The sequence below is a fragment of the Rouxiella sp. Mn2063 genome, from assembly GCF_049319665.1.
GTDB lineage: Bacteria > Pseudomonadota > Gammaproteobacteria > Enterobacterales > Enterobacteriaceae > JBMOUD01.
In genome coordinates this window covers 114,239-137,765 of record NZ_JBMOUD010000012.1, presented here as the reverse complement: position 1 = coordinate 137,765, position 23,527 = coordinate 114,239, and the positions used below count along the sequence as shown (strand labels likewise).

Below are 23,527 nucleotides of genomic sequence, written 5' to 3'. Positions count from 1 at the left end.
GGTCGTTAGCTCAGTCGGTAGAGCAGTTGACTTTTAATCAATTGGTCGCAGGTTCGAATCCCGCACGACCCACCACTTATTTAGAAAAAAGCGCCCTTGTGGCGCTTTTTTCGTTTCTACGCCACAGTAATTCTTACCGGCACATTATCATGTGAGACCACGGAAGGGAGTGTGGGTGAGAAACTGCGCTCAGGTTCGAGCCGAGCGAAGCGAGACGACAACGCGACAGCGTTGCCCGGAGGGCGAGTCCAAAGGACGAGTCAATCCCGCAAATGCGGAGTGCAGACAAGGCACTTAAGCTTGTCCCAAAATATTTCTTAATTATCATGTGGCACTGCGCAGGTTCGGTCGCTTATCAATGAAGTGGAATATATCAGCATTGCCGAACGCGACCGGCAAGGGCCTTAGGGCGAAAGCCCTTGCATCCCGCGCCTGCGCTTAGCTTATCGGGTCGCTGCGCGACTGCCCGCACTCACTGCTTCGGCCTCACGGGTCGGCTGAGACGGGCGTCCTGCCCGGCTCAACCTAAAGCAGACGTCCCTGTCTGCTTTCCCCTGGCCTTATTCGTTCGCTTGGCCGATAAGATGCGCTATTAAAGGTCAAAAGATTAAGATCAACTTCAAGGTCGACGTCTTGGAATACAGACAACTCATCAAGCCCGTTATTAGGGAGAGCGCACCGTTCGGGCCGTAGCAGCTTGTCTGCCGGAGCGCCCGTAGGTGCGCTATGCCCGGGTATCTCGGTCAGTAAGGCAACATGACGTACAGACAACTCACCAAGCCTGTTATTCACCGTTCGGGTCGTAGCAGCTTGTCTGCCGGAGTGCCCGTAGGTACGCTATGCCCGGGTATCTCGGTCAGTAAGGCAACATTACGTACAGACAACTCACCAAGCCTGTTATTAGGGAGAGCCCACCGTTCGGGCCGTAGCAGCTTGTCTGCCGGAGTGCCCGTAGGTACGCTATGTCCGGGTATCTCGATCAGTAAGGCGTCATTGATCTACCGCCATCCCAAACCAACATAATTCCATCTCATCACTTAGCCTTCGTCGGCTATAATCTTGTTACTTATTGCTGTTTTAGCGGGTTTTGGTAATGGAATCATTAGAAAAACAGATTATTACGTGGATTAAGCAGGATGCGTATCGGATGGAGGCGTTGCAGTTGGTGAGCCAATTGCAACTGCGTGATTGGTGTTTGGGCGCGGGTTTTGTGCGTAATTTAGTCTGGGATCGCTTGCATCAATACCAAGAAAACACGCCGCTAAATGATATCGATGTGGTCTATTTTGATCCCAATAATTCCTCATCTGATGCCGATATAAACTACGAACAACAGCTCTGTGCCCTCTCCTCTCATCCTTGGTCGGTAAAAAATCAGGCTCGGATGCATCTACGCCACGGGCACGCACCTTATTCTGGAACCGCAGAAGCGATCAGCCATTGGGTTGAGATTGAAACGGCGGTAGGAGCCAAGCTAAATACAGCGGGCGAGATTGAGCTGGTTGCGCCGCTGGGTATCGAATCGCTGTTTAACTTCACTATTAGTCATAACAGCCGCCATTCACAACCCTGGATATTACGCGAGCGCGCACTCAACAAAGGTTGGTTGACCCGCTGGCCGCGGTTACAGATTGCAGAATTAAATTCTAATTAGAACAACACAACGACTTTTCATTACCTGTTAATACCATCGATCATAAAGGGATCGTGAAAGCTCTCAAGTTTTTCTGCTGCCAGCCGATATATTTCGTAACATAAATATAAGGGCATATTATGACCAGCATCAGCGTAGATCCACCTAAAGTCGGCAACGCTCACTCTGCCACTGGCGAGAGTGGGAACAGTACGGCGGCAAAAATTTCCCGATTAAATGCACAAATTCTCAAACTAACCCAACAAATAAAAGATTTGGCCACAAGTGGGCTGCCGCTAGATGTCATTCGCAAACAAACGGCAGCGCTGCAAGAGCAGATACAGCTATTGCAGCAACAAATCAATCAACTCATTCAGCAAGATGCTAAGAAAGCTCAGGAAAAAGCAGAGCAAGAAGCAGTCAAAAATGCTTCGGCTGACGTGAGTGGAATAGATCAGAAAAATAAAAAACATAAAATCGATATCTATCTCTAATCGATAACCCATTCGAAAGCGATATTTTTCGAATGGGATCACTTTATCCCCGCTCGGATTTCATGCGGCAAATTTGCGCTAAAAACCTGCCGTAAAAAACAACATAAGCTATACTCAACAAAGTAGATAACCCTCTAATTTTAATCAGATAAACCCTTACTCCTTCGCGGGGAATAATTCCTTTTGGAAAAACTCAGCAAACATACTGAGTACCGTTTCAGGGTTAAGTCTGTCTTATGATGCGTTTTAGCAATGGAATGAAAACCGATGAATTTATCTGTCCTGCCCAAACACTACGCCATGTTGCTGCTAGCTCTCTTTTCTCTCTTTAGCTTCCCCAGCCATGCCGAAGATAAGCCAGCGCAATCAGCAAGTTGGCCCCGCACGGTAGAAACGGCTAAAGGACCCGTGACCTTGCAACATGCCCCTGAACGTATTGTTTCCACCAGCGTTACGCTAACTGGCCCATTGCTTGCCGTTAATGCTCCGCTGGTCGGTTCGGGCGCAACAGCACGTAATTCCACCGTCTCGGACAGCCAAGGCTTCTTCACTCAATGGAGTAAAGTGGCAAAGGCACGCAATTTACAGGCGCTGTATATTAGTGAACCGAATGCCGAAGCGATTGCCGCGCAGGCTCCCGACTTAATTATTATCGCCGCTACCGGTGGGGATTCAGCGCTCAAACTTTACAGCCAGCTTTCCGCTATCGCGCCGACTCTGGTGATTGATTATGGCGACAAAAGCTGGCAACAACTTACGCTGCAGCTGGGCGAGATAACCGGTCATGAAAAGGATGCACAGGATGTTATTGCTCACTTTGAGCAACGCGTACAAACCGTGAAAAAGAATATTACCTTGCCGCCACAGCCCACCTCAGCGCTGGTTTATTATGAAGACGGCCGCGGTATGAATATTTGGACACCCGTTTCGGCTCAAGGCCAATTGTTGACTGAGCTTGGTTTCACGCTGGCGCAGCCACAGGCAGGCTTTAATGCAGAAACGGGGATGGGGATACGCAATGATATTATTCAAACTAGCGGTGAGAACATGGCCAGTGCGGTAACGGGAAAAAGCGTCCTGCTATTTTCTGCCGATGACCGCACCGTTGAAAAATTTAGCGCCAACCCTTTCCTCGTGCATATTGATGCGGTACTTGGGCATCACATATATGCCATGGGGATGGATACCTTCCGCCTCGATTATTACAGCGCCAGCAATATGCTCGACAGTATCGAACGTCAATTTGGCGCGACGAAATAATCAAATCAATGCTTAAGGGTGGCTGTTGGCCTGTTCTGGCTGCTCATCGACGTCGATAATGTCATCCTGTCGCCGGTAGTCGCGTAAAGTACGCACGCTGGCGGCGACCAACAGGCCAAGCAGCGCAGCGAACGAACCAAAAAACAATACGCTCATCAGCGGGGCAAGAACCCGCCCCACTACGCCCAATCCCAGCGCACCCAGCGAATCCCCGGTCACATCCTGTGCGGTTCCCAAACTGTTCACCCTACCCAACAAATGATCCGGCGTATTACTCTGAATCAGCATAAATTGCAGCAAAGAGGCAATCGCATTGGCATAGCCATAACAAACCAGAGCAATCAGTGCAGGTATCAGGCTAGCGAACATGCCAAGCGAAGCAATAGCCAAAAAGGCGCAAATTGCCGAGACGAGCATCAACAAACCTGGACGGGAGAAACCCGGTACCCAACCGCTGGTAAAGGCCCCAAGCATGGCCCCTAGCGGTACCGCAGAATACATCAAACCAATCGCTGAACTGTCCACATGATAGGAGTCTTGTGCCAAGGCTGGGAATAACACCCTCACCGCGCCGACAATACTCATCAGCATGCCTAACAGCACGACCGAACCAACAATTTTATGTCGACAAACATACTGTACACCGCTGGCTAACGCGCGCAGTGGATGTTCCGGCTCCTGGGGTTCTGGCTGCAAAGAAGGCAAACGTGTCAGCGGAATCAGCGTGGCTAACGTTCCCACGGCGGCCACCGCAAACGCGGCACCGACACCCGCGAAGACAATAATCACCCCGCCCAGCGCAGGCGCCAGAATCGCGCCCAGTCGCACGGTCAACATGCTAAGCGCACCTGCCGCTGCCAAATTGCCTCGCCCCACGATCAACGGGATCACCGCCATCAACGCCGTCATGCCTAATGCGCCAAAAAAGCCGTCCCATGCCGCCAGTAAATAGAGCGCCCACAGCGAAGGGGAAGCCGAAAATGCGTTGAGGCTCAACGCAACAAAACCAATCCCACAGGTGCCGCGGGCAAAGAGAATCAATTTGCGCCGATCGTAACGGTCGGCCAGCACACCACCGAGCATCAGACCAATAAACATACCCAAACCATCGAGCGCAACGGCGACACCCACTTGTAGCGTCGAACCGGTCATACTCTGGATTTGAATCGGTACCCCAACCGCCAACATCCCTAGCGAGAATACCGAGAGCATTCTGGCACAGAAGATAGCGCGGAAATGGGCATTGTTCTTGAGCAAACTAAAATCAAGGAGAAAAGAGGGTTTAGCCATGATGTTCCAAATATAAGTGTTCAATATTATCTCGAGCGCCAGTCAATTAGCACTCGAGAACGTCGCATAGGCCAGCAACGCTAGGCTCCCGGCGAACAGCGCTCGCCGGGGATGAGTGTTTACAAGGTCAATTGCTGAGCTAACAAGCTATCTAACAACGGCCCCAGATTCTCCAACGATGCCGGTGAAAGAATATCTGCATGTTCGCAATCCTGGTGATAGCAGGTTAATCCCTCGACGAAAGGTGCCCAGGTCGCCTCGATATCCATCTCGGCGGGCAGAGTTTTGCGGGCAACAAATAGCGTAGCGTTGCCATTGAAACGCGCGCTGCTGGCGGCAGATAAATGTCGGACGGCGTCTTTATAGTTAGCAACGATGGTGGCAAACATCGCCTCTTTCTCAGCCAGTAACACCGCGTCGGTTTCTTCTTCCGCCGCCAGGAACTCTGCCTGTTCTTGCGCCACTTCCTGCTGTGCCTGTTCCTCGCTCGGCCCGGTCCAGTCTTGCCCTTCTGGTGGATAAGTATCCAACATGCCGAGAAACGCCACCTGCTCCCCTTGCTGTTGCAGGCGTGCCGCCATGGCATGCGCCAAGGTGCCACCCAGTGAATAGCCCAGCAGGTAATACGGCCCCTGCGGTTGTAAACGACGCAGCGTCACTAAATGACGCTCAACCATCTGCGCTAAATTATCGCAGCTGGCAATCACGCCATTGGGCCTTGGCGACTGTAGGCCGACAATCGGGAACTTGCCTGAGATGTAGCGGGTCAATGCAGAATACTGCCAGGCGAAACCAGATGCTGGGTGCAGGCAGAACAGCGCCGGGCCATGACCGGTACGCAATAGCATACTTTCTCCCAGCCCCCGACTCTCCTCTGACCCAGCCAGTTGCTTGTCAGCTAACAGCCGCGCAATGTTCTCCACACTGCGCGCCGCCATAATCTGGCCAACGGATAGCGGGAAGCCCAAATGACGACGGGCTTCACCCGCCAGACGCATCGCCAACAGCGAATGACCGCCCAACTCAAAGAAATCATCGTCGGCGCAGATATCGTCACGCTCGAGTATTTGCGAGAACAGCGTAACAAGCTGCTGTTCATGCTCATTGGCCGGCGCGCGACCTTGCTTTTTATGCTGCTGCGGGCGCGGTAATGCTTTGCGATCCAATTTGCCATTGGCGCTGAGCGGGAAAACGTCGGTCACGACATAACTGACCGGCATCATATGCGCAGGCAGACGTTGTGCTAGTGACTGGCGCAAGAGATCAATATCGAGTGTCACGCCGGGCTGAGCAATTAACCAGGCAACCAGTTGGCGAGCATCGGCCCCGCCAATACGCGTGTCTTGGTTGCCTAAATCAATCGCATGTACCGCCGCCTGCGCCACGCCCTGTTGTGCCAACAAAGCCTGTTCGATTTCGCCCAGTTCAATGCGCTGACCGCGAATTTTTAGCTGGTCGTCGCCGCGTCCGAGATACTCGACCGTACCATTTTCCAGCCAGCGGGCAATATCACCGGTGCGATACATACGCTCTCCCTCAACAAAAGGCGAGGCGACAAAACGCTGGGCGGTTAAATCTGGGCGGCGCAAGTAGCCTTCAGCCAGTTGCACACCGCCCAGATAAAGATCGCCGGCGCTGCCAATCGGCACCGGACGCAATAATGAGTCGAGAATATAGAGTTGGGTATTCCACACCGGGCGACCAATCGGCACGCCAGCCCCTTCACACTCGGCAAGCGCAGTACCAAAGGCCGGTTGATAGGTGACATCTACCGCCGCTTCTGTTGGCCCGTAAAGATTATGCAGCGGTGCAGCAATTAACGTCTGATAACGCGAAGCCAGTTCACAAGAAAGGGCCTCCCCACTACAAAATACCCGGCGCAGGCTAAGGCAAGGAGGTTCAGATGCCTGTTCTGCCAAGGTTTCGACAAAAATAGCTAGCATCGATGGCACGAAGTGCATGGTAGTGACGGCATAGTGATCAATCAGTTGTACCAATACCTGCGGATCGCGATGTGCCTCTGGCGGTGCCATCACCAACTGGGCCCCGACCATCAATGGCCAGAAGAACTCCCACACTGAAACGTCAAAGCTGCACGGCGTTTTTTGTAAGACAACGTCATCCGTTGCAAGAGGATATTCATTTTGCATCCAGTACAAGCGGTTAATGATCGCCTGGTGACTGACGACAACGCCTTTCGGACGCCCCGTTGACCCCGAGGTGTAGAGCACATATGCCGCTTGTTGCACATCAATGGTCGGCCACTCGCGCCGTGCTACCTGGTGATGGTTTTCAGCCAATGTGTCAAAGATCAGGACCGGGGCCAGTTTCTCAAAACGAGTACTTAGCGTAGCGTCAGTAATAATTAGCGCAGGCTTGGCATCTTCAACCATATAAGCCAAACGTTCATCTGGATAACCGGTATCCAGCGGCAACCACGCCGCGCCGGCTTGCACAATCGCCACCAGCGACAGGCTTAAACGCACCGAACGCGGTAGCGCGACGGCAACAATATCCCCCGGTTTGATGCCTGTGATTATCAGACGCTCGGCCAACAGGTCGACTTGTCGCTGCATCTGGCGATAGGTCAAACGATGTTGATTATCCGACAGCGCCAGAATATCAGGCGTGCTTGCGGATTGTTGTGCAATGGCTTGATGCAAGGTAGTGGCAATAAGCGGGCGCGCAGTCTGATTGCACTTCTCCACCAGCATCTTCTCAGGCTGAGTTTGTAGCTGCCAATGTTGCAACGGCAAATCGGGATCGTTGATCCACTGCGCCAACAGCGACAGTAAACGCGCGGCAAAACGCTGAGGCTGAGTCACCGACTGGCGGTACTCCATCAGCAAACGCAAGCGCTCACCGGGAAGCACCAGTAGCGTCAATGGGTAGTGGGTATAACCGCGGTTGTTGATCGCGTCACAACGCAGCGGCCAAGAACCGCCAAGCAAGGTTTGATTATCAGGGTAGTTCTCCACCACCAGCAGCGTATCAAACAGGGTTCCGGCCCCGGCAATATGTTGGATTTCACCCAGACCTAAATCATCATGCTCGAGCAGTTCAATCTGCTGTGTTTGCAATGCCAACAGCTGTTCGGTCAGCGAACGATGTCCGTCTAATTTAACGCGCACTGGCAAGGTATTGCTGAATAACCCAACATGTTCCTCAACACCGGCAACCGTACCAAACCGCCCAGACACCGGCGAACCAAAGACCACATCAAACTGGCCGCTGGTACTGGCCAACTGCATCGCCCATATCCCCTGCATCACCGTGTTTAACGTCAGGCCGCGTTCGCGGCACAGCAACATCAGTTCTCGTTCCAGCACCGGGTCCAGCGTGAGCTCAATTTCGCTAACCTTATCTTCATCCGGCTGATTGCCAAACAGCAGCGTTGGCCGAGCATCTTGCAACACTTTCCCCCAAAGTTGGCGAGATGCATCGCCGTCACGAGATGCCAACTGGCGCACGATATCAGCATAGTGAGAACGCGGTGCCATCAAGGCCTGTTCGCCTTCGTGCAGCACCGTCAACAGGTCATTGAGCACCAGCGGTGTAGACCAACCATCGACAATAAGATGGTGGGCGTTGAGGAACAGTGTAAAGCGATTGGCATTGTGCTCAGCCGACGAGCCATGCTGTACCAGCAAAGCATGCAACATCGCCTGCGGCTGGTTGAACAAGTCACGCGCCAGCTCTTGTTGCTCAAGCTCAGCTAACGCCAAACGTTCTTGTTCAGCAGTCAACGCGGGTAATTGCTGGCAGTCTAGTTGCCAATAAATCTGCTCCGCAGACAGGTGCGGCAGCAGTTGAAGCGGTACTGCCGCTTGCTCGCTAGCGAAACGTGCCGCTAATTGCGGATGGCGACGGACGACCGCCTCGAGTGCCGCTTGTAGTGTGTTAACCTCCAGCTCTCCGCTGAGGCTCAGGCGAGTCAGTGAGTTATAACTGCCCTGACTCGAGGTAGTTTGCGCATGGAACAACAACCCGGTTTGCAGCGGCAGCAGCGGCAATACGGCGTTGAGCGGACCATATTGTGTTTCCAACGTTGAGAGCGCCTTGTCCGTTATCTCGTCGATTGAGATATCCGCAGCCACCAAGGTCGCCGCCGCTTGATTAGGCTGTTGTCGAGCGAAAGCCAACAGAATTTGTGTCGCCTGCTCGATACCCGCAAACAGTGCAGTAATATCCTGCTGCTCAAAAATACCCGGCACCCAACTCCAGTTAATCGCGAGCTGTGCATCGGCTTTTTGCTCATCGACAAAAATATTCACTTCCAGCCCATGCGTCAGTATCTGCTGCCGATCCTGAGCAACGGCGAAAGTATCGCGGAACTCATGTTGTGTTCGCTGTGGTTGCCATTCACCTTCAGCTTGACTGAAACGCCCGAGATAATTGAAGAGGATTTCTGGCGCATTGCGTTCAGCTAAAGCGGCTAGCGTCTGGGCATGTTTGCTATTGAGGTAACGCAGCTGACCATAACCAATACCTTTATCCGATACCGCACGCACCACGCGTTTTACCGCACGAACGGCGTCTGACGGCTGCTGACCGTCTAGGTTAATCAGTAGCGGATATTCAGCGGTAAGCCAGCCTACAGTCCGGGCTAAATCAATGCCGTTATCCACATCGGCCCGGCCATGAGATTCAAAGGTAAAACGTAGCTTGCTGGCATTAAAATGCTGACGACAGGCAAGAGATAAAACACACAATAGCACTTCATCAACATTGGCCTGATACGCCCGCGGTAACTCGGTAAGGAGCGCGGTCGTTAGCGCCGTATTCAGCAGCATACGCTGTTCACGCTGCGTATCATGACGGTCGGTCGATGAGTTGAGTTGGCGCAGACCAAGCCGCGGTAACGATTCGTTGAGCATCGATTGCCAGAATGGCAACTCTTTGTCACGCATGGTGCTATCCGCCAGCAGGCGCGCCGACCAATCGTGCAGCGAGGTTTCTTCCGCTGGCAATACTGGCTTTTCACCACGCATCAGCGCTTGTGCCACCTGCGGTAACTCATCAAGCAACACGCGCCACGATACGCCATCTATTGCTAAGTGATGGATCACCAGCACTAAACCAACCGCACGTTGCCTGTTTTGTGACGGTAAATCGTTTTGTAACGGTAGATCGCCTGGTATCGATTTATCGAGTAGCAATACCGCCTGCATCATCACGCCCGCTGCGGGATCAAGCGCATCTAGCGCCAGAGTAAACGCCTGTTCAGCCGCCATCTCTGGCGACATATCGGTTGACGATTGTGTGTGAACCACAATGGGCCGCTGGCTCGGCTCTCCCACCACTAATTGATTATTACGCGTCGAGGCGCGTAATACCGGATGAGCCTCGGCAAGACAAGTTAACGCCTGTTGTACCTGTTCGACGCACAGCTCGCCAGGGACGTTGAGGAAGACGCCGTGGGCAAAACGACGATTGATATCCCCCAGCCCGGCAAACCAATGTACTATCGGCAACCCAGTCACCGGCCCGTGCTGTACGCCCTGATTGGCCCGACGATTATTCGCCAGCGGCTGCATCTCTTTTGCCATCCGCGCCGGGGTATGCAAAGCAAAAATTTCGCGCGGACGCAGCAGATAACCCGCATGCCGCAACGCGGTTCCCAGTCCCATCGCCGAAATACTGTCGCCGCCGAGCGCAAAGAAATCATCATCAGCGCCGACATGTTCGATGGATAGCACCGAGGCGATGGCCTGGCAAATCAGCCGCTCTGGTTCAGTTTGTGGTTCGCGGATCGCTCGACTTGCCGTTTGCTGCGGCTTAGGTAAGGCCTGACGGTCAATTTTACCGTTGACGTTCAGCGGCAACTCTTCCATCACTACCAAAATAGCGGGCACCATGTAGTCGGGTAAGCTGAGGGCCAGCTCACTGAGCAACTGCGCTTGTACCGTTGGCGAGTTTCTCAGCGCGGCATCTTGCACTGAGCAGTAGCCAATCAAACGATGGGTTGCACCGACTGATTCAGCAATTACCACCGCTCGGCCTACCTGCGGCAAGGCCACCAGCGCACTTTCCACCTCACCTAACTCAACGCGGAAGCCTCGTACTTTAATTTGGTGGTCGGTACGCCCGATAAAGGTTAATTGACCATCGCTACGCCAACGCATCAAATCGCCGGTGCGGTACATCACCTCCCCGGCTTGAAAAGGATTGGCAACAAAACGTGCAGCCGTTAAATCCGGGCGGCGCAAATAGCCGCGGGCGATCCCTGCCCCTGAAATATACAGTTCTCCCGCTGTCCCTACTGGTACCGGCTGTAAGTCTTTGTCTAATAACCACACCTCGGTATTCGCCAGCGGACGGCCGATCACCGGTTGTTCAGCGGCATTCACATTGGCGCCCAGCGTATCCACGGTATATTCCGATGGGCCATAGTAGTTATGGATTTCTACTTCTGGATGCTGCTGCATCAGATTCCATAGCGTCGGCGTCGCCGCTTCGCCGCCAATCATCACGAAGGACGGCAGCGGATAGCCATCGTCAAAGAGTCCGCTATCAATCATTTGCGAGAAGAAAGACGGGGTAATATCGAGTAAATCGACCGGCGTTTGTTTGGTTTGCTCCAACAGCGCCCAGGCATCACGCCGCAACTCCTCATCAAAAATTTGTAGCTCGCAGCCCATGATCATGCAAAACAGCGGCTCCCATGAGGAGTCGAAAGAGAAAGAGGCGGTATGGCCCGCGCGCATCCGGCGGGCATGTTTGGCCTGATATTTAGCGATAGCCGGGCCAAATAATGTCGCCTGATGGGAAAGAAACAGATTCAACAAACCGCGATGGGTCGACATGACGCCTTTTGGCCTGCCGGTCGAGCCAGAGGTATAAATCATATAAGCCAGATGCGCGCCGTGCAGAGGCGTCTTGCGTTCAGCATCGGTTAGAGGCTGCGATGAAGCGGCATCGCATAATGCGCGGCAGCGTGCATCGTCCAGGCAAAGCACCTGCGCTAAGGCCGGCATTTTTTCTTGCGTGTCCATATGCGTCAACAGCATCACCGGGCTGGCGTCATCACACATCAATGCCAAACGTTCACGCGGATAATCAAGGTCCAGCGGCATGTATGCTGCACCGCTCGCTAACACACCAAACAGTGCAACGAGCGTGTCTACCGAACGTGGAATACCAATTGCTACCACGTCTTCTGCGCCAATGCCCTTGGCAATCAGTACCCGTGCTAATTGCATCACCCGGTTAGCAAGCTGGCGATAGGTTAGACTTTCACGTCCACACACAACCGCCAGTGCGTCAGGTTGTTGTTCAACCCGAGTTAGCAGCATATCAATAATCGATATCGCGCCCGCCGGCGGGAAAAGTTCTACGCCACGTCCCCAAGAGAAGAGGTCTTGCAGCTCAGACTCGCTCAGCAGAGGCAGAGCACTGATAATCTGCTGCGGCTGTGCAACGAGTTGTTGGAGAAGATGCGCGATACGTTCGGCATGGTATTGCAAAGTGCGCGGCGTGTATTTTTCAGGATTCGCCACCAGCGATAGCGATAATTCTCCTTCGCGGAAACCCAGCTCGAATTCAAGATCATCAACCGGCCCCATGGCTAGGGTGTGCGTCAATGCAGGCTGGCCATCAAAGGCCAATTCGCTATGGTAGACTTTGACATTCACCACCGGGCCATAAAGCTCCTGCTCCGCGCCAACCAATCCAAGATCACGTTTAATCTGTTCCGCTTCATAACGCTGATGGCGACGAACCAGCTTTATTTCTGCCACGACCGACTGACACACCTCTATTAGCGACATATCCGCTGTGATGGTCAGTTGCAATGGCAGCACATTCACCACCGGACCGATTGCCGATAGCGCTTGCGACCCCATGCGGCGCATAAACGGAAAACCAATCGACAAGTGCGTTTCACCGCTCATTCTCGCCAAATAAATGGCTAATGCCGCCGTCACAATATCGGCAGGTTGCTGCTGTTGTAATGCCGCATTGTTTTGCAGGTTTGCCAGTACTGAAGCTGGTAATGCCACCGACTGCTTGAGTGGCCGGGCGCCTGCCTCAACATGACAGGTTTCGCTGGCCAGTGAGAGCGTTGGCGGCAGCGCTTGCAGATGCTGGCGCCAGAATTGTGCCGAACGCTCTTTTGCCGGTGACTCCAGCCAATTTAAATATTCTTCGACCACCACAGAAAATGGCGTAAAGGGCGATGCAGTCAATGCCCGACCACTGCGTAACGCCTGATAAATATCGGCAATACGGCGGGTAATGGCATCAAAGCTGAAGCCATCTAACGTTAAGTGATGAAAGCGCTGATACCAAAACCAACAATCGTCGCTCACACGGATGACGACATGGCGATACAATGCACGTTCGCCATCGGCAGGTAAATCCTGCGCTAAATCCTCGGCCATCAATGCCAGTGCAGCACTCTCGCCATCTTGCTGCTGGCTAAAATCGAGCCACTCAGGTGCATGTACGCGTTTGGCATCAATATATTGTGGCAACTGCTGTACCGGGATTCCGTTGGCCGATTCATAAAAACGGGCCTGTACCGTATCGGCTTCCGCCAATCCTTGCCGAATCGCTAAATCCAATGCCTGGCGGTCAATATTACCGGGCAACTGCGTATAGTGCGCCACAGCAAAGCTATTGCGTCGGCGGGCAATTTGGTCAGCGACCCAGATACCAGGCTGGGCGGCAACCAATGGATATTCTTGATATTCGGCGGTAATTGCAGGTACTAACAGGGTTTCTGACATGCTATTTGTCCTTTTCCTTCAACGGAATCTGTCCCGGTACTGAACAACAAATGGTTAGCGCTGTATGGTCACAGGTTTTTTTAGCGCGGCGGGACGCATATCCAGCCAGTGAGTTTCGATGTATTGGATACATTCGGCACGCGATGCCGGCCCCATCTCACTGCTCCATCCTTGCGGTACCTCGACAAACAGCGGCCATAATGAGTATTGTTGTTGCTGATTGATCAACACTAAAAAAGACAAGCTTTCATCGTCGAAAGGATTGAGTTGTTCCTGGCTCATATAAGTTACCTGTGATTAAAAAAGGGGTTAGCTATCCATGTCGGAAAGCAGCTGATGCAATCCATCCAAGAGCCCTCCCCGCCAACAAAGTGCATCGTGCCCACCAGAAAACACCCGATAGCTCACGCGGTGCCCGGCAGCCTTTAACGCCTGATAAAGCTGTTGATTAACAAATTCGATATCGCTTTCGCGATTGCCTGCTTCCATAAAGATACTGAGTGAGGCAGGAGCCACATCGCTGCGTTGTAGCTGCTGCGTCAGCCAGCCAGCCTCGAGCCGGTGGCGCTGTTCAAAGTGGGTCATCAATTGCAAATTGGGCCACCAAAAAGAACCTGATTGACTCAGTACGCGGCCAAAACGTTCTGGCCAGTGCAACCCGGCGTACATCGCCGCTAATCCGCCATAGCTTTGGCCTGCCACAATCGTGCGCTCACCATCATCACTGAATGCCATTCGTTGCTTTGCCAGCGGTAACAGCTCGTGCTGTATCGCTTGCCAAAACTCCGCATTACAGGGCAGCTCTTTTTCTCGATGCGCTGAGTCGATCACATCAATGAACAGATAGCAGGCGGCAGGTAATGTGCCGTTAGTCGTTGCGCTTTCCAGCACTGGTAATAAGGGGTAACCATCAATCCAATTTTGCCCATCGAGCAAAATGACCAATGGACGTCGCGCGTCATCCTCGGCTTCACCGCTGGCGTATAGCCAGATATCACGCCGATTACCAAGTTGAGAACTTTCCCAGACAAAGTGCTGACATCGCTGAGATTTAAAAGCCTTATCAGCGGCTAGCCACACACTTTGATCTGGGGCTGAGGGGGCTTGAGCCACACAATGTGGGTAGCTGTAGCGGGTGAAATTAGCAGGATATAGATTCAATGGGTCAGCAATCGCTAAGGGAAATAACGATATCCACCATGCTCGCTGCTGGCGCTTGCGTTCACCGTCATCAGTACTAAAAACGGGTGGAAGATGCGAATCCGAAATGGGAATTAAGCTATAACTCCCTCGCCAATCATGCTCAACCGTCGTTGACCAATGCCAGACATCAGTGTCTGGCAAACGCTGCATGCTGGCTGGCGACGTACTGTGATGATCGGTGACGCCATTGATATCGACATACACTCGGCGCGTTGCTGAATGCGCTTCGCTTCCCTGCGGATCACGCCAGAACCAGGTCATTTTGATACGATCTTTATCCAGCGCCTCAGCAATGGGGCTACCTAGCTCAGCAATTTGCTGCCACCATTCCTGCTCCCCTGCCGTATCATCCGATAGCCTCTTGGCAGCCGAACCGGCTATTTCAAGGGTGCCTTGGCACTTCGCAGCCCCCGTTCCTTTTTCCTGCTCCCTGTGAATACCAGGAAAGACATCCATACAAATCCTTACTTAAAAATGAGTATTGATACAAATCCTAACAATAGTATTGATAACGATTCTTACTTTCAATATCATTTCGATTAGCTTTACGGAAAAAGTAGGTTTGAGCCAGCAACCAAAGATTGCGCCTCTCTAAAGCGGCATTGGGAAACAAGGAACGGCATCTCTAGGAATATAGGTGCCTTTATCTAGCGAAAATAAAATTCACACAGGTAATGAAATGGCTTTTAAAAACAAAGGGATGATAAAGAAAGGTTCCGAAACTCTTTCTGCAAAATATTTATTCTGTCTGTTACTTCCCCCCTCCTTGCCCCTGCTATCTGCCCTACCAAATAGCGCGCTAGCAGAAGAAACCATTACCGTAACAGCAGAGGCAGAGAGTGTTACCGCCCCGATGAAAGGCATTGTGGCCAAGGAAAGTGCATCTGGAACCAAAACGCCTACCCAGCTTAGAAAAACGCCGCAATCGATTTCGGTCATCACTCGTCAGCAAATGGATGACCAGGCGGCGCAATCCGTATCGGACGCACTCAGCTATTCCAGCGGTGTGCTCACCAACTATCGCGGCAGCTCAAACCGTAACGATGAAGTTATTTCCCGTGGTTTCCGCTATATGACTAAATTCCTTGACGGCTTGAGTTACGGCTTATCAGGACAGGAAGGGGCCGCAGGGCAAATGGATCCTTGGCTCCTTGAGCGAGTAGAGATTGTACACGGACCAGCATCCGTGCTTTATGGGCAGGTTACGCCTGGTGGGCTTATCAGCATGACCAGCAAGCGTCCGACGGCTGAAAGTATCCATAAAGTTCAGCTCAGCACCGGTAACAAGCACTTTGGTGAAGCGGCATTTGATTTTGGCGGCAAGCTTAACGACGATAACACGCTGTTTTACCGTCTTAATGGCGTTGCCAGTAGCAAGGATGAGTTTATTAAAGATAATAAACAACAGCGTATCGCCATTGCCCCGGCCATTACCTGGCTACCGAATCCAGAGACCAGCTTCACCCTGTTAACCAGCTATCAAAATGAACCCAAAGCCGGTTATCGCAACTTTTTCCCAGCCAACGGAACGGTGTTTAACACTAGCGCGGGTTATATCCCTTACGACTTTAACCTAAGCGACCCGAGCTACAGCCAGGCAAGACGTGAGCAGACGTCGATTGGCTATATTTTCGAACACGTCATCAATGACGTATTCAGTTTTCAACAGAATTTCCGCTATACCAGCATGGATGAGTCCTACAAGTATCTGGTTTATACCTTCGACTCAGATCGTAACGACCACTCAATCAATCGCCGGCCACAGCATGACAAAATAAAGTCGTCAGAACTGGGCTTGGATAATCAGGTAAAAGCGCTGTTTTCAACCGCAGATGTTGATCATACGGTGATCGGTGGCCTGGATTACAAATGGAGTGACGTCAACAGCAAGCTATGGCGCGATAGCGGCGATCAATACATTCTCGATTGGGCGCATCCAACGCGAATGAACATTGATGAAGCCACCTTCACCCCGTGGACCAGCGAACGTAAGAAACTCGATCAGATCGGTCTTTATTTGCAGGATCAATTGGAGTGGAATAACTGGAATTTGCTGCTGTCCGGTCGTCAGGACTGGTCCGAAGAACGCATGCAAGACAATCTGGCCAATACCAAACATCAGCAAAACGATAATAAATTTACGGGTCGTACCGGGTTACTGTATGCCTTTGATAATGGTTTATCGCCCTACATCAGCTACAGCACCTCGTTTGAGCCAGACTTGCATACCGGCGCACCTGGCAGCGCGGCTTTTAAACCAACCACCGGTGAACAAACCGAAGTGGGTATCAAGTATCAGCCGAAGGGGTACGATACTGTATTAACGGTATCTGCTTTTGATATTACGCAAAAAAATATCAGCTCCTATAACAATGCCACCAGCTACTATGAGCAAATAGGTAAGGTACGTTCCAAAGGGGTTGAAACGGAAATTCACTCGCAAATAACACCCGAAATTAAACTGCTAGCAGCTTATACCTATACTGATGTGGTAACCAAAGAGAGCAATAATGCGGCAGAAGTCGGCCATAGCCCGTCGGCAATTCCGCGCCACGCGGCATCCGGTTGGGGCAGCTACAGTTTCCTAAATGGCCCGCTCAATGGTCTGAGCGTAGGAACCGGTGTGCGTTATACCGGCGATACATGGGGAGATTCAAAAGGCGGCTTCAAAGTCCCGCATTACACCCTCTATGACGCAATGGTGAAATATGAAGTAGGTGAAGCTATATCAACCCTGCGCGGCACAACGCTGCAACTGAATGTTAATAATATTGCTGATAAGCATTATGTTTCTTCGTGTAGCAATACCGCAGCCTGCTTCTACGGCAGCGGGCGCAGTATTATTGCCTCAGTTGGCTATAGCTGGTAATACCGTATTTATTCACCAGCAGGCGGAAAATACTTCTCCGCCTGCTCATATTGCTCCAATCAATATTTCTCCCCTATTCATCTCCGCTCGATGAATATTCCCCACGGCTAAACTCAACTCTCCATAAACACTCTGCGAACTATTTCTTCAACGTACATCAAGTTTCCCCATACCGAGCCGATAATGCCGCAACGATACGATTTAGTTTCATTTATGCATTTTTAAAAGCGGATAAATCAGGATAAGTGTCGTTTAAAACTGTCTAGGGAGGGCCATCAACTTTTACTGAGAAAACAAATAGATGAATATTATTCGCAATATCAAAATCCGCGTCATGGTGATTTTAATACAGATTATCTCAACCCTTGCCTGGATTAGCGTGGCATGCGGTATTTTATGGCTTTTGCATCATATCGAACATGAAACACAGCTGGATAATATTCAAAAAGGCTGGGTCAATACCGCACAATCCCTGCTAATTATTTCTGTGTTTATCAGTATTGGTATTACTATTTTTACCGAGCGCTATCTTTGGTTCTGCCTGGTAAAGCCGGTCAATGTTTTGCGCAATCATATGCAAGTTCTTGCGCGTGGCGAGCTGATTGCTCAACTGCCCGATCTTGGCCGTAACTGTATTGGTGTAATGGTACCGCCGATGCAACTGATGCAGGCTAATTGGGAGAAGGCGGTCAGTAATATTCACCAAAGCGCAGATGCCATTCGCGCCAATGCCACAGAAGTTTCTGGTGTAAACACCGCGCTTTCTTCCCACTCAGAGCAGCAAGCAGCGGCATTGGAACAAACCAGTGCGAGTATGGAACAGCTCAGTAGTACGGTGCAGCTCAACGCAGAAAACGCTCACCACGCAAGTAAGCTGGCACAGAACGCCACTAATACGGCAGTCAATGGCGGCCAGTCAGTAAAACAAGTGATGAGTACCATGGACATTATCGCGAGCAGCGCGAATAAAATCGTTGATATCACCAGTGTCATCAACGGCATTGCTTTCCAGACCAATATTCTGGCGCTGAATGCTGCCGTTGAAGCTGCACGAGCTGGCGAGCAAGGTAAAGGATTTGCGGTTGTCGCGAGCGAAGTACGTAATCTGGCAAGTCGAAGTGCGGCGGCGGCAAAAGAGATTGAAACGTTACTCAATGAATCGGTCAATAATATTCATGCCGGTTCGGGACAGGTTAAAAAAGCCAGTGAAGCGATGGATGAGATCCTAAAAGCCGTCACGCAGGTTAACGATATTATGGGTGAGATCGCCAGCGCCTCGTCAGAACAGAGCCAAGGCATTGGGCAAGTCGGCATGGCAGTAAAAGAGATGGATAACGTTATCCAGCAAAACGTTAATCTGGTGCAGAAATCGGTACTCTCTTCTGCAGAACTGGAAAAACAGGCGCATGATCTTAACGATACGGTGGCAATGTTCCAGCTCAACTAAGAAGAAGAGCAGCCATTATTGGCTGCTCAGCGTAAGCATAATCGGAGGTGGAGAGCTATTCTCCGCCTCTATTTTTTCTTAGCGGCGTCAGTAAATCTTGCAACCCTTCAACTTTTATCGCCAGCGTCAATTCCATCAACATGCCCAGTTTGCCTTCTGGAAATTCGCCCTTACGGGCGAACCATAACAAATACTCTTCCGGCAGATCGATCAATACCCGCCCCTGATATTTACCAAATGGCATCACCGTATTGGCGATTTCAATCAGGTTCTCTTTTTCCATCGCTTATGCATCTCCGAGCAAACGGATCATCTCTGCTTCATCGATGACCGGAATACCGAGTTCCTGCGCTTTGACCAGTTTTGAGCCTGCCGCTTCACCGGCGATCACCATATCGGTTTTTTTCGATACGCTGCCCGTTACCTTGGCCCCCAAAGCGGTCAGACGATCTTTAGCCTCATCACGCGATAAGATCGACAGTGATCCGGTGAGCACCAGAACCTTACCGGCAAACGGACTGTCGATCTCCTCAGCGACAATGACCTGTGGCGCAGGCCAATGTATATTGATTTCCGGGCTGAGCAATTCGTCAATAACCTGCTGGTTATGAGTTTCGGCCAGGAAATTAACCACGTGTTTTGCCACCACTTCGCCCACATCCTGCACCTGTTTGAGCGATTCAATATCAGCAGCGCGTAACGCCTCGATAGAACCGTAATGTGCTGCCAGGTTGGCGGCGGTGGCTTCTCCGACTTCACGAATACCTAGCGCATATAAGAAGCGCGCTAAGGTCGTTTCCCGTGCCTTATCCAAGGCGGCAACCAGATTCTGTGCCGATTTCGGCCCCATTCGGTCCAGCCCGGTGAGTTTACCGGCGCTGAGACGGAAAAGGTCGGCTGGTGTTTTGACGTACTCTTTATCTACCAGTTGATCGATGATTTTATCACCCATACCATCGACATCTAGCGCACGGCGAGACACAAAATGCTTAAGTGCTTCTTTGCGCTGCGCGCCGCAGAACAAACCGCCGGTACAACGTGCCACGGCTTCGCCTTCCACCCGCTCCACGTCAGAATGGCAAACTGGGCAATGCGTAGGGAACACCACTTCTCGCGCATCTTCGGGCCGTTCAGCTAACACAACGCCAACCACTTGTGGGATGACATCTCCAGCACGACGAATAACCACCGTATCGCCGATACGTAACCCTAAACGTTCAATTTCATCGGCGTTATGCAATGTCGCGTTGCTGACCATCACCCCAGCGACTTGCACGGGTTCAAGACGCGCTACCGGGGTAATTGCGCCGGTACGACCTACCTGGAACTCGACCTCTTTGACCACGGTCAGCTGTTCCTGCGCCGGGAATTTGAAAGCCGTTGCCCAACGCGGTGCTCGCGCGACAAATCCTAAGGTTTCTTGCACATCTAGTGCATCAATCTTGATAACCACACCATCGATATCAAAACCTAACGATGGGCGGTCTTGCTCGACCTGACGATAAAACGCCAAAACTTCATCGCTGCCAGTGCAGAGTTTTACGCGATTGCTCACCGGTAAGCCCCACTCTTTGAATTGCAGCAAACGGCCAAGATGGCTATCCGACAAGACACCGTCATCCACCGCGCCAACACCATAACAGAAGAAGGTCAATGGGCGTTTAGCCGTAATACGAGGATCCAATTGACGCAATGACCCTGCAGCGGCATTACGCGGGTTGGCAAACACCTTGCCGCCAGTACGACGGGCTTCTTCATTTAACGCTTCAAAGCCAGGTTGTGGCATAAATACTTCGCCGCGTACTTCGAGACGAGCAGGAATATTATCGCCTTGCAAGCGCAAAGGGATCGCACGGATGGTACGTACGTTGACGGTAATATTCTCACCGGTGGTACCATCGCCACGCGTTGCCGCCTGCACCAGTTCACCATTCTCATACAGTAAACTGACCGCCAGTCCATCAAGTTTTAGCTCACAGCAGAAAGTCAGAGGATCGTTGGTTTTCAACCTGTCCTGCACTCTTTTATAGAACGCCAGGAAGCTTTCCTCATCGAACACATTATCCAACGACAACATGGGCACCTGATGACGAACTTGCTCAAACGCCGACAAAGGTGCTGCCCCAACGCGCTGAGTCGGTGAATCAGCGGTGATCAGTTCGGGGTGTTGTTGCTCCAGTGCGCGCAATGCCTGCATCAAACGGTCATATTCGGCGTCAGGAATTTCGGGGGCATCAAGTACGTGGTATTGATGTTCATGATGACGCAGTTGGCTGCGCAATTGATTGATTTGTTCTTCGATTGTGGCCATGACTCACCATACAGATAAAAAACCCCCGACTAGCGGGGGTTAGGAGATATATGTGACTTACTCAGAGTCGATTTATCTACGCGGTTGCTTCGAGTACTTCGCGGATCCGCGCTTTATAGGTTTCCAGCTTCTGTGGCGTCATCATACGACGTTCATCATCTAACACCACCGCACCCACATCATCAGCAATACGTTGAGCTGATTGCAGCAACAGTTTGAAGTTCTGATGTGCATCGCCGTAACAAGGCACCATCATAAACAACGTAATACCCGGCGTTGAGAAGTCAGACATGTTCTCAGGATCAAACGAACCAGGTTTAACCATATTCGCTAAGCTGAATAGTACCGGGCCGCTACCTGCTGGACTCACGTGACGATGGAAAATATTCATCGCGCCAAATTGGAAACCAGCCTGCAACACGCTTTGTAGCAGAACTTCACCACCGATAGCGCCACCTTGATGTGCAGCAACGTGGAACACCAACACGGTTTCTTTCAGTTTCTCTTTAACAGGCTCGGCTTTCGGTTCTGGCTGGGCAGCAACCACTGGTTGTGCTTGCGCTGCCGGAACCGCATCAGGACGAATCTGTTGCGCAGGAACAGGTTGTGCACCTGGCTGTTGAGTCGGTAACTGTTGTGCAGTTGGCTGATGAACCGGAGCGTGCCCATGCCCTGATTGCACTGGCGCAGGCTGAGCGGAATAACTGCTCTGAGGCTCATGCGGCACAGAAGGCCTGCTTGGTTCAGAAGCACCGTAGCCAGATAACAGCGGATCGTCATTATGTTGCACAGGAGACGCATAAGGCTGCGCCGCTTGACGATTCACAGGCTGTTGCGCAGGCGCAGGCGAGTGATGAACCGGTTGTTGATGTATCGGAGCAGTAGGCGCATGGCGCGCAGGCGAAGGCTGATGACTTTGCGGAGCAAAGTTTTCAGGTTCGTCATAGTGTCCGCTGAAAGGTTCGTCCTGTGGATGTGTAGCACGCACGCGTACTTCACCCACTCCATCAACGAAATCTTCGTTCGGAGACTGCTCTCGTTCTTTTTTCACACGTTTAGCTGGACGATCGCGAAAAAGCGAAGAACGTTCTTTACGGCTGGTCCACAAACCGTGTAACAACAACGCTACTATGGCGATCGCACCAACGACGATTAATATCAGACGCAAATCCTGCATCATTGCTATCTCTGTTGTTCTAATTCATTGCCAACACGGCAAACATTCACCTCTCTAACTCTATTTGCCTGAGTAGATAAGTGCAAGTCTGTACGTACTTTTCTGCTAATAAACATGGTTGCGGCCCTCTTTTTGCTGTTTTTTCAGCCAACAGGCTGCTAGCCAGTGGAAAATCATATCGATATGATAGCCCAGCCTATTCAATTGTGAGAGAAAATTTCTGTTATGTCTGTTTCGCAAGACAACAATCGACGCAACGGTGTGCATTATTTTGTACAGGGATGGAAATTAATCTCCCTTCCAGGCATCCGTCGCTTTGTCGCCCTGCCCTTGCTGGTGAACATTATTCTTATGGGCGGCACATTCTGGTGGCTGTTTAGCAAGTTGGGTGAATGGATCCCGGCAATGATGGCGCATGTGCCTCGTTGGCTAGATTGGCTGAGCTATCTACTCTGGCCGCTGGCGGTGATTTCCGTGCTGCTGATATTCGGCTATTTCTTCAGCACTCTGGCTAATTTAATCGCCTCCCCTTTTAGTGGGTTGTTAGCTGAACAGCTCGAGGCCAGATTAACTGGCAAAGCCCCTCCCGATGTCAGCATATGGGAGATAACCAAAGACCTGCCGCGCATCATGAAACGCGAATGGCAAAAGCTGGCCTATTATCTGCCACGTGCATTGCTACTGTTAATTTTGTATTTCATTCCGGCCGTTGGGCAAACCTTAGCACCGGTGCTGTGGTTCTTTTTTAGCGCCTGGATGCTGGCAATTCAATATTGTGATTACCCGTTTGATAATCATAAAGTCAGCTTTGTCGAAATGCGCCGCGCACTCAAACGCGATAAGGTCGATAACTTGCAATTTGGATCGTTAGTCAGCTTGTTTACGCTGATCCCAGTACTCAATTTAGTGATTTTGCCGGTATCAATCTGTGGCGCGACAGCAATGTGGGTCGATCGCTACCGTTCACGTTATGTTACCGATAATGATATTGCTAAGAATAATACCGTTCGGCATAGCGTATAAATGGCGCGATAAAACGCATAAAAGCCAAGCGGATTTAAACATTTTTGATGTTAATGATGGGCTTATTGGTGTGTCGGAAACTTATTTCTTT

At 51.5% G+C, this 23,527-nt stretch carries 14 protein-coding genes and 1 other RNA gene; 8 read left to right on the top strand and 7 right to left on the bottom strand.

Annotated features, from left to right (window positions below):
• The first annotated feature begins 170 nt into the window (after positions 1-170).
• The 5 genes from ACL9RG_RS17075 to fepB all read left to right on the top strand — a co-directional run bounded on the left by ACL9RG_RS17075 (position 171) and on the right by fepB (position 3,387).
• A non-coding RNA gene (locus ACL9RG_RS17075) (RtT sRNA) lies at positions 171-271 on the top strand.
• Positions 272-756: 485 nt separating this feature from the next.
• Positions 757-1,023, top strand: coding sequence for a hypothetical protein (locus ACL9RG_RS17070; protein WP_422793828.1), 267 nt, complete (start codon positions 757-759; stop codon positions 1,021-1,023).
• A gap of 70 nt (positions 1,024-1,093) precedes the next feature.
• Entirely contained in the window at positions 1,094-1,654 is a 561-nt protein-coding gene (locus tag ACL9RG_RS17065; protein WP_422793827.1) for a nucleotidyltransferase family protein, read from the top strand.
• A gap of 119 nt (positions 1,655-1,773) precedes the next feature.
• Positions 1,774-2,127, top strand: coding sequence for a FlxA-like family protein (locus tag ACL9RG_RS17060; RefSeq protein WP_422793826.1), 354 nt, complete (start codon positions 1,774-1,776; stop codon positions 2,125-2,127).
• A 267-nt stretch (positions 2,128-2,394) separates the two neighbouring features.
• Positions 2,395-3,387 (top strand): Fe2+-enterobactin ABC transporter substrate-binding protein, encoded by a 993-nt coding sequence (gene fepB / locus ACL9RG_RS17055; protein WP_422793825.1) that lies wholly within the window; start codon positions 2,395-2,397, stop codon positions 3,385-3,387.
• A gap of 12 nt (positions 3,388-3,399) precedes the next feature.
• Here the strand turns inward: fepB and entS are convergent, their stop codons facing one another.
• From entS to fes, 4 genes are all read right to left on the bottom strand, one after another.
• Entirely contained in the window at positions 3,400-4,677 is a 1,278-nt protein-coding gene (entS, locus tag ACL9RG_RS17050) for an enterobactin transporter EntS (protein ID WP_422793824.1), read from the bottom strand.
• A 119-nt stretch (positions 4,678-4,796) separates the two neighbouring features.
• Complete coding sequence (locus ACL9RG_RS17045) at positions 4,797-13,406, bottom strand: amino acid adenylation domain-containing protein (RefSeq protein ID WP_422793823.1); 8,610 nt, start codon at positions 13,404-13,406, stop codon at positions 4,797-4,799.
• Between the two features lie 54 nt (positions 13,407-13,460).
• Positions 13,461-13,688 (bottom strand): MbtH family protein, encoded by a 228-nt coding sequence (locus tag ACL9RG_RS17040; RefSeq protein ID WP_422793822.1) that lies wholly within the window; start codon positions 13,686-13,688, stop codon positions 13,461-13,463.
• 27 nt (positions 13,689-13,715) lie between these two features.
• A complete protein-coding gene (gene fes, locus ACL9RG_RS17035; protein WP_422793821.1) occupies positions 13,716-15,065 on the bottom strand; it encodes an enterochelin esterase in 1,350 nt (449 codons plus the stop codon).
• A gap of 223 nt (positions 15,066-15,288) precedes the next feature.
• Between fes and ACL9RG_RS17030 the strand changes: the two genes are divergently transcribed.
• Positions 15,289-17,478 (top strand): TonB-dependent siderophore receptor, encoded by a 2,190-nt coding sequence (locus tag ACL9RG_RS17030; RefSeq protein WP_422793820.1) that lies wholly within the window; start codon positions 15,289-15,291, stop codon positions 17,476-17,478.
• Between the two features lie 301 nt (positions 17,479-17,779).
• Complete coding sequence (locus tag ACL9RG_RS17025; RefSeq protein ID WP_422793819.1) at positions 17,780-18,925, top strand: methyl-accepting chemotaxis protein; 1,146 nt, start codon at positions 17,780-17,782, stop codon at positions 18,923-18,925.
• A 55-nt stretch (positions 18,926-18,980) separates the two neighbouring features.
• Here the strand turns inward: ACL9RG_RS17025 and ACL9RG_RS17020 are convergent, their stop codons facing one another.
• The 3 genes from ACL9RG_RS17020 to zipA all read right to left on the bottom strand — a co-directional run bounded on the left by ACL9RG_RS17020 (position 18,981) and on the right by zipA (position 22,416).
• Complete coding sequence (locus ACL9RG_RS17020) at positions 18,981-19,208, bottom strand: DUF3820 family protein (RefSeq protein WP_422793818.1); 228 nt, start codon at positions 19,206-19,208, stop codon at positions 18,981-18,983.
• A 3-nt stretch (positions 19,209-19,211) separates the two neighbouring features.
• Complete coding sequence (gene ligA, locus ACL9RG_RS17015) at positions 19,212-21,236, bottom strand: NAD-dependent DNA ligase LigA (protein ID WP_422793817.1); 2,025 nt, start codon at positions 21,234-21,236, stop codon at positions 19,212-19,214.
• Positions 21,237-21,312: 76 nt separating this feature from the next.
• Positions 21,313-22,416 (bottom strand): cell division protein ZipA, encoded by a 1,104-nt coding sequence (gene zipA / locus ACL9RG_RS17010; protein WP_422793816.1) that lies wholly within the window; start codon positions 22,414-22,416, stop codon positions 21,313-21,315.
• Positions 22,417-22,638: 222 nt separating this feature from the next.
• Between zipA and cysZ the strand changes: the two genes are divergently transcribed.
• Complete coding sequence (gene cysZ, locus ACL9RG_RS17005) at positions 22,639-23,436, top strand: sulfate transporter CysZ (RefSeq protein ID WP_422793815.1); 798 nt, start codon at positions 22,639-22,641, stop codon at positions 23,434-23,436.
• Positions 23,437-23,527 lie beyond the last annotated feature (91 nt).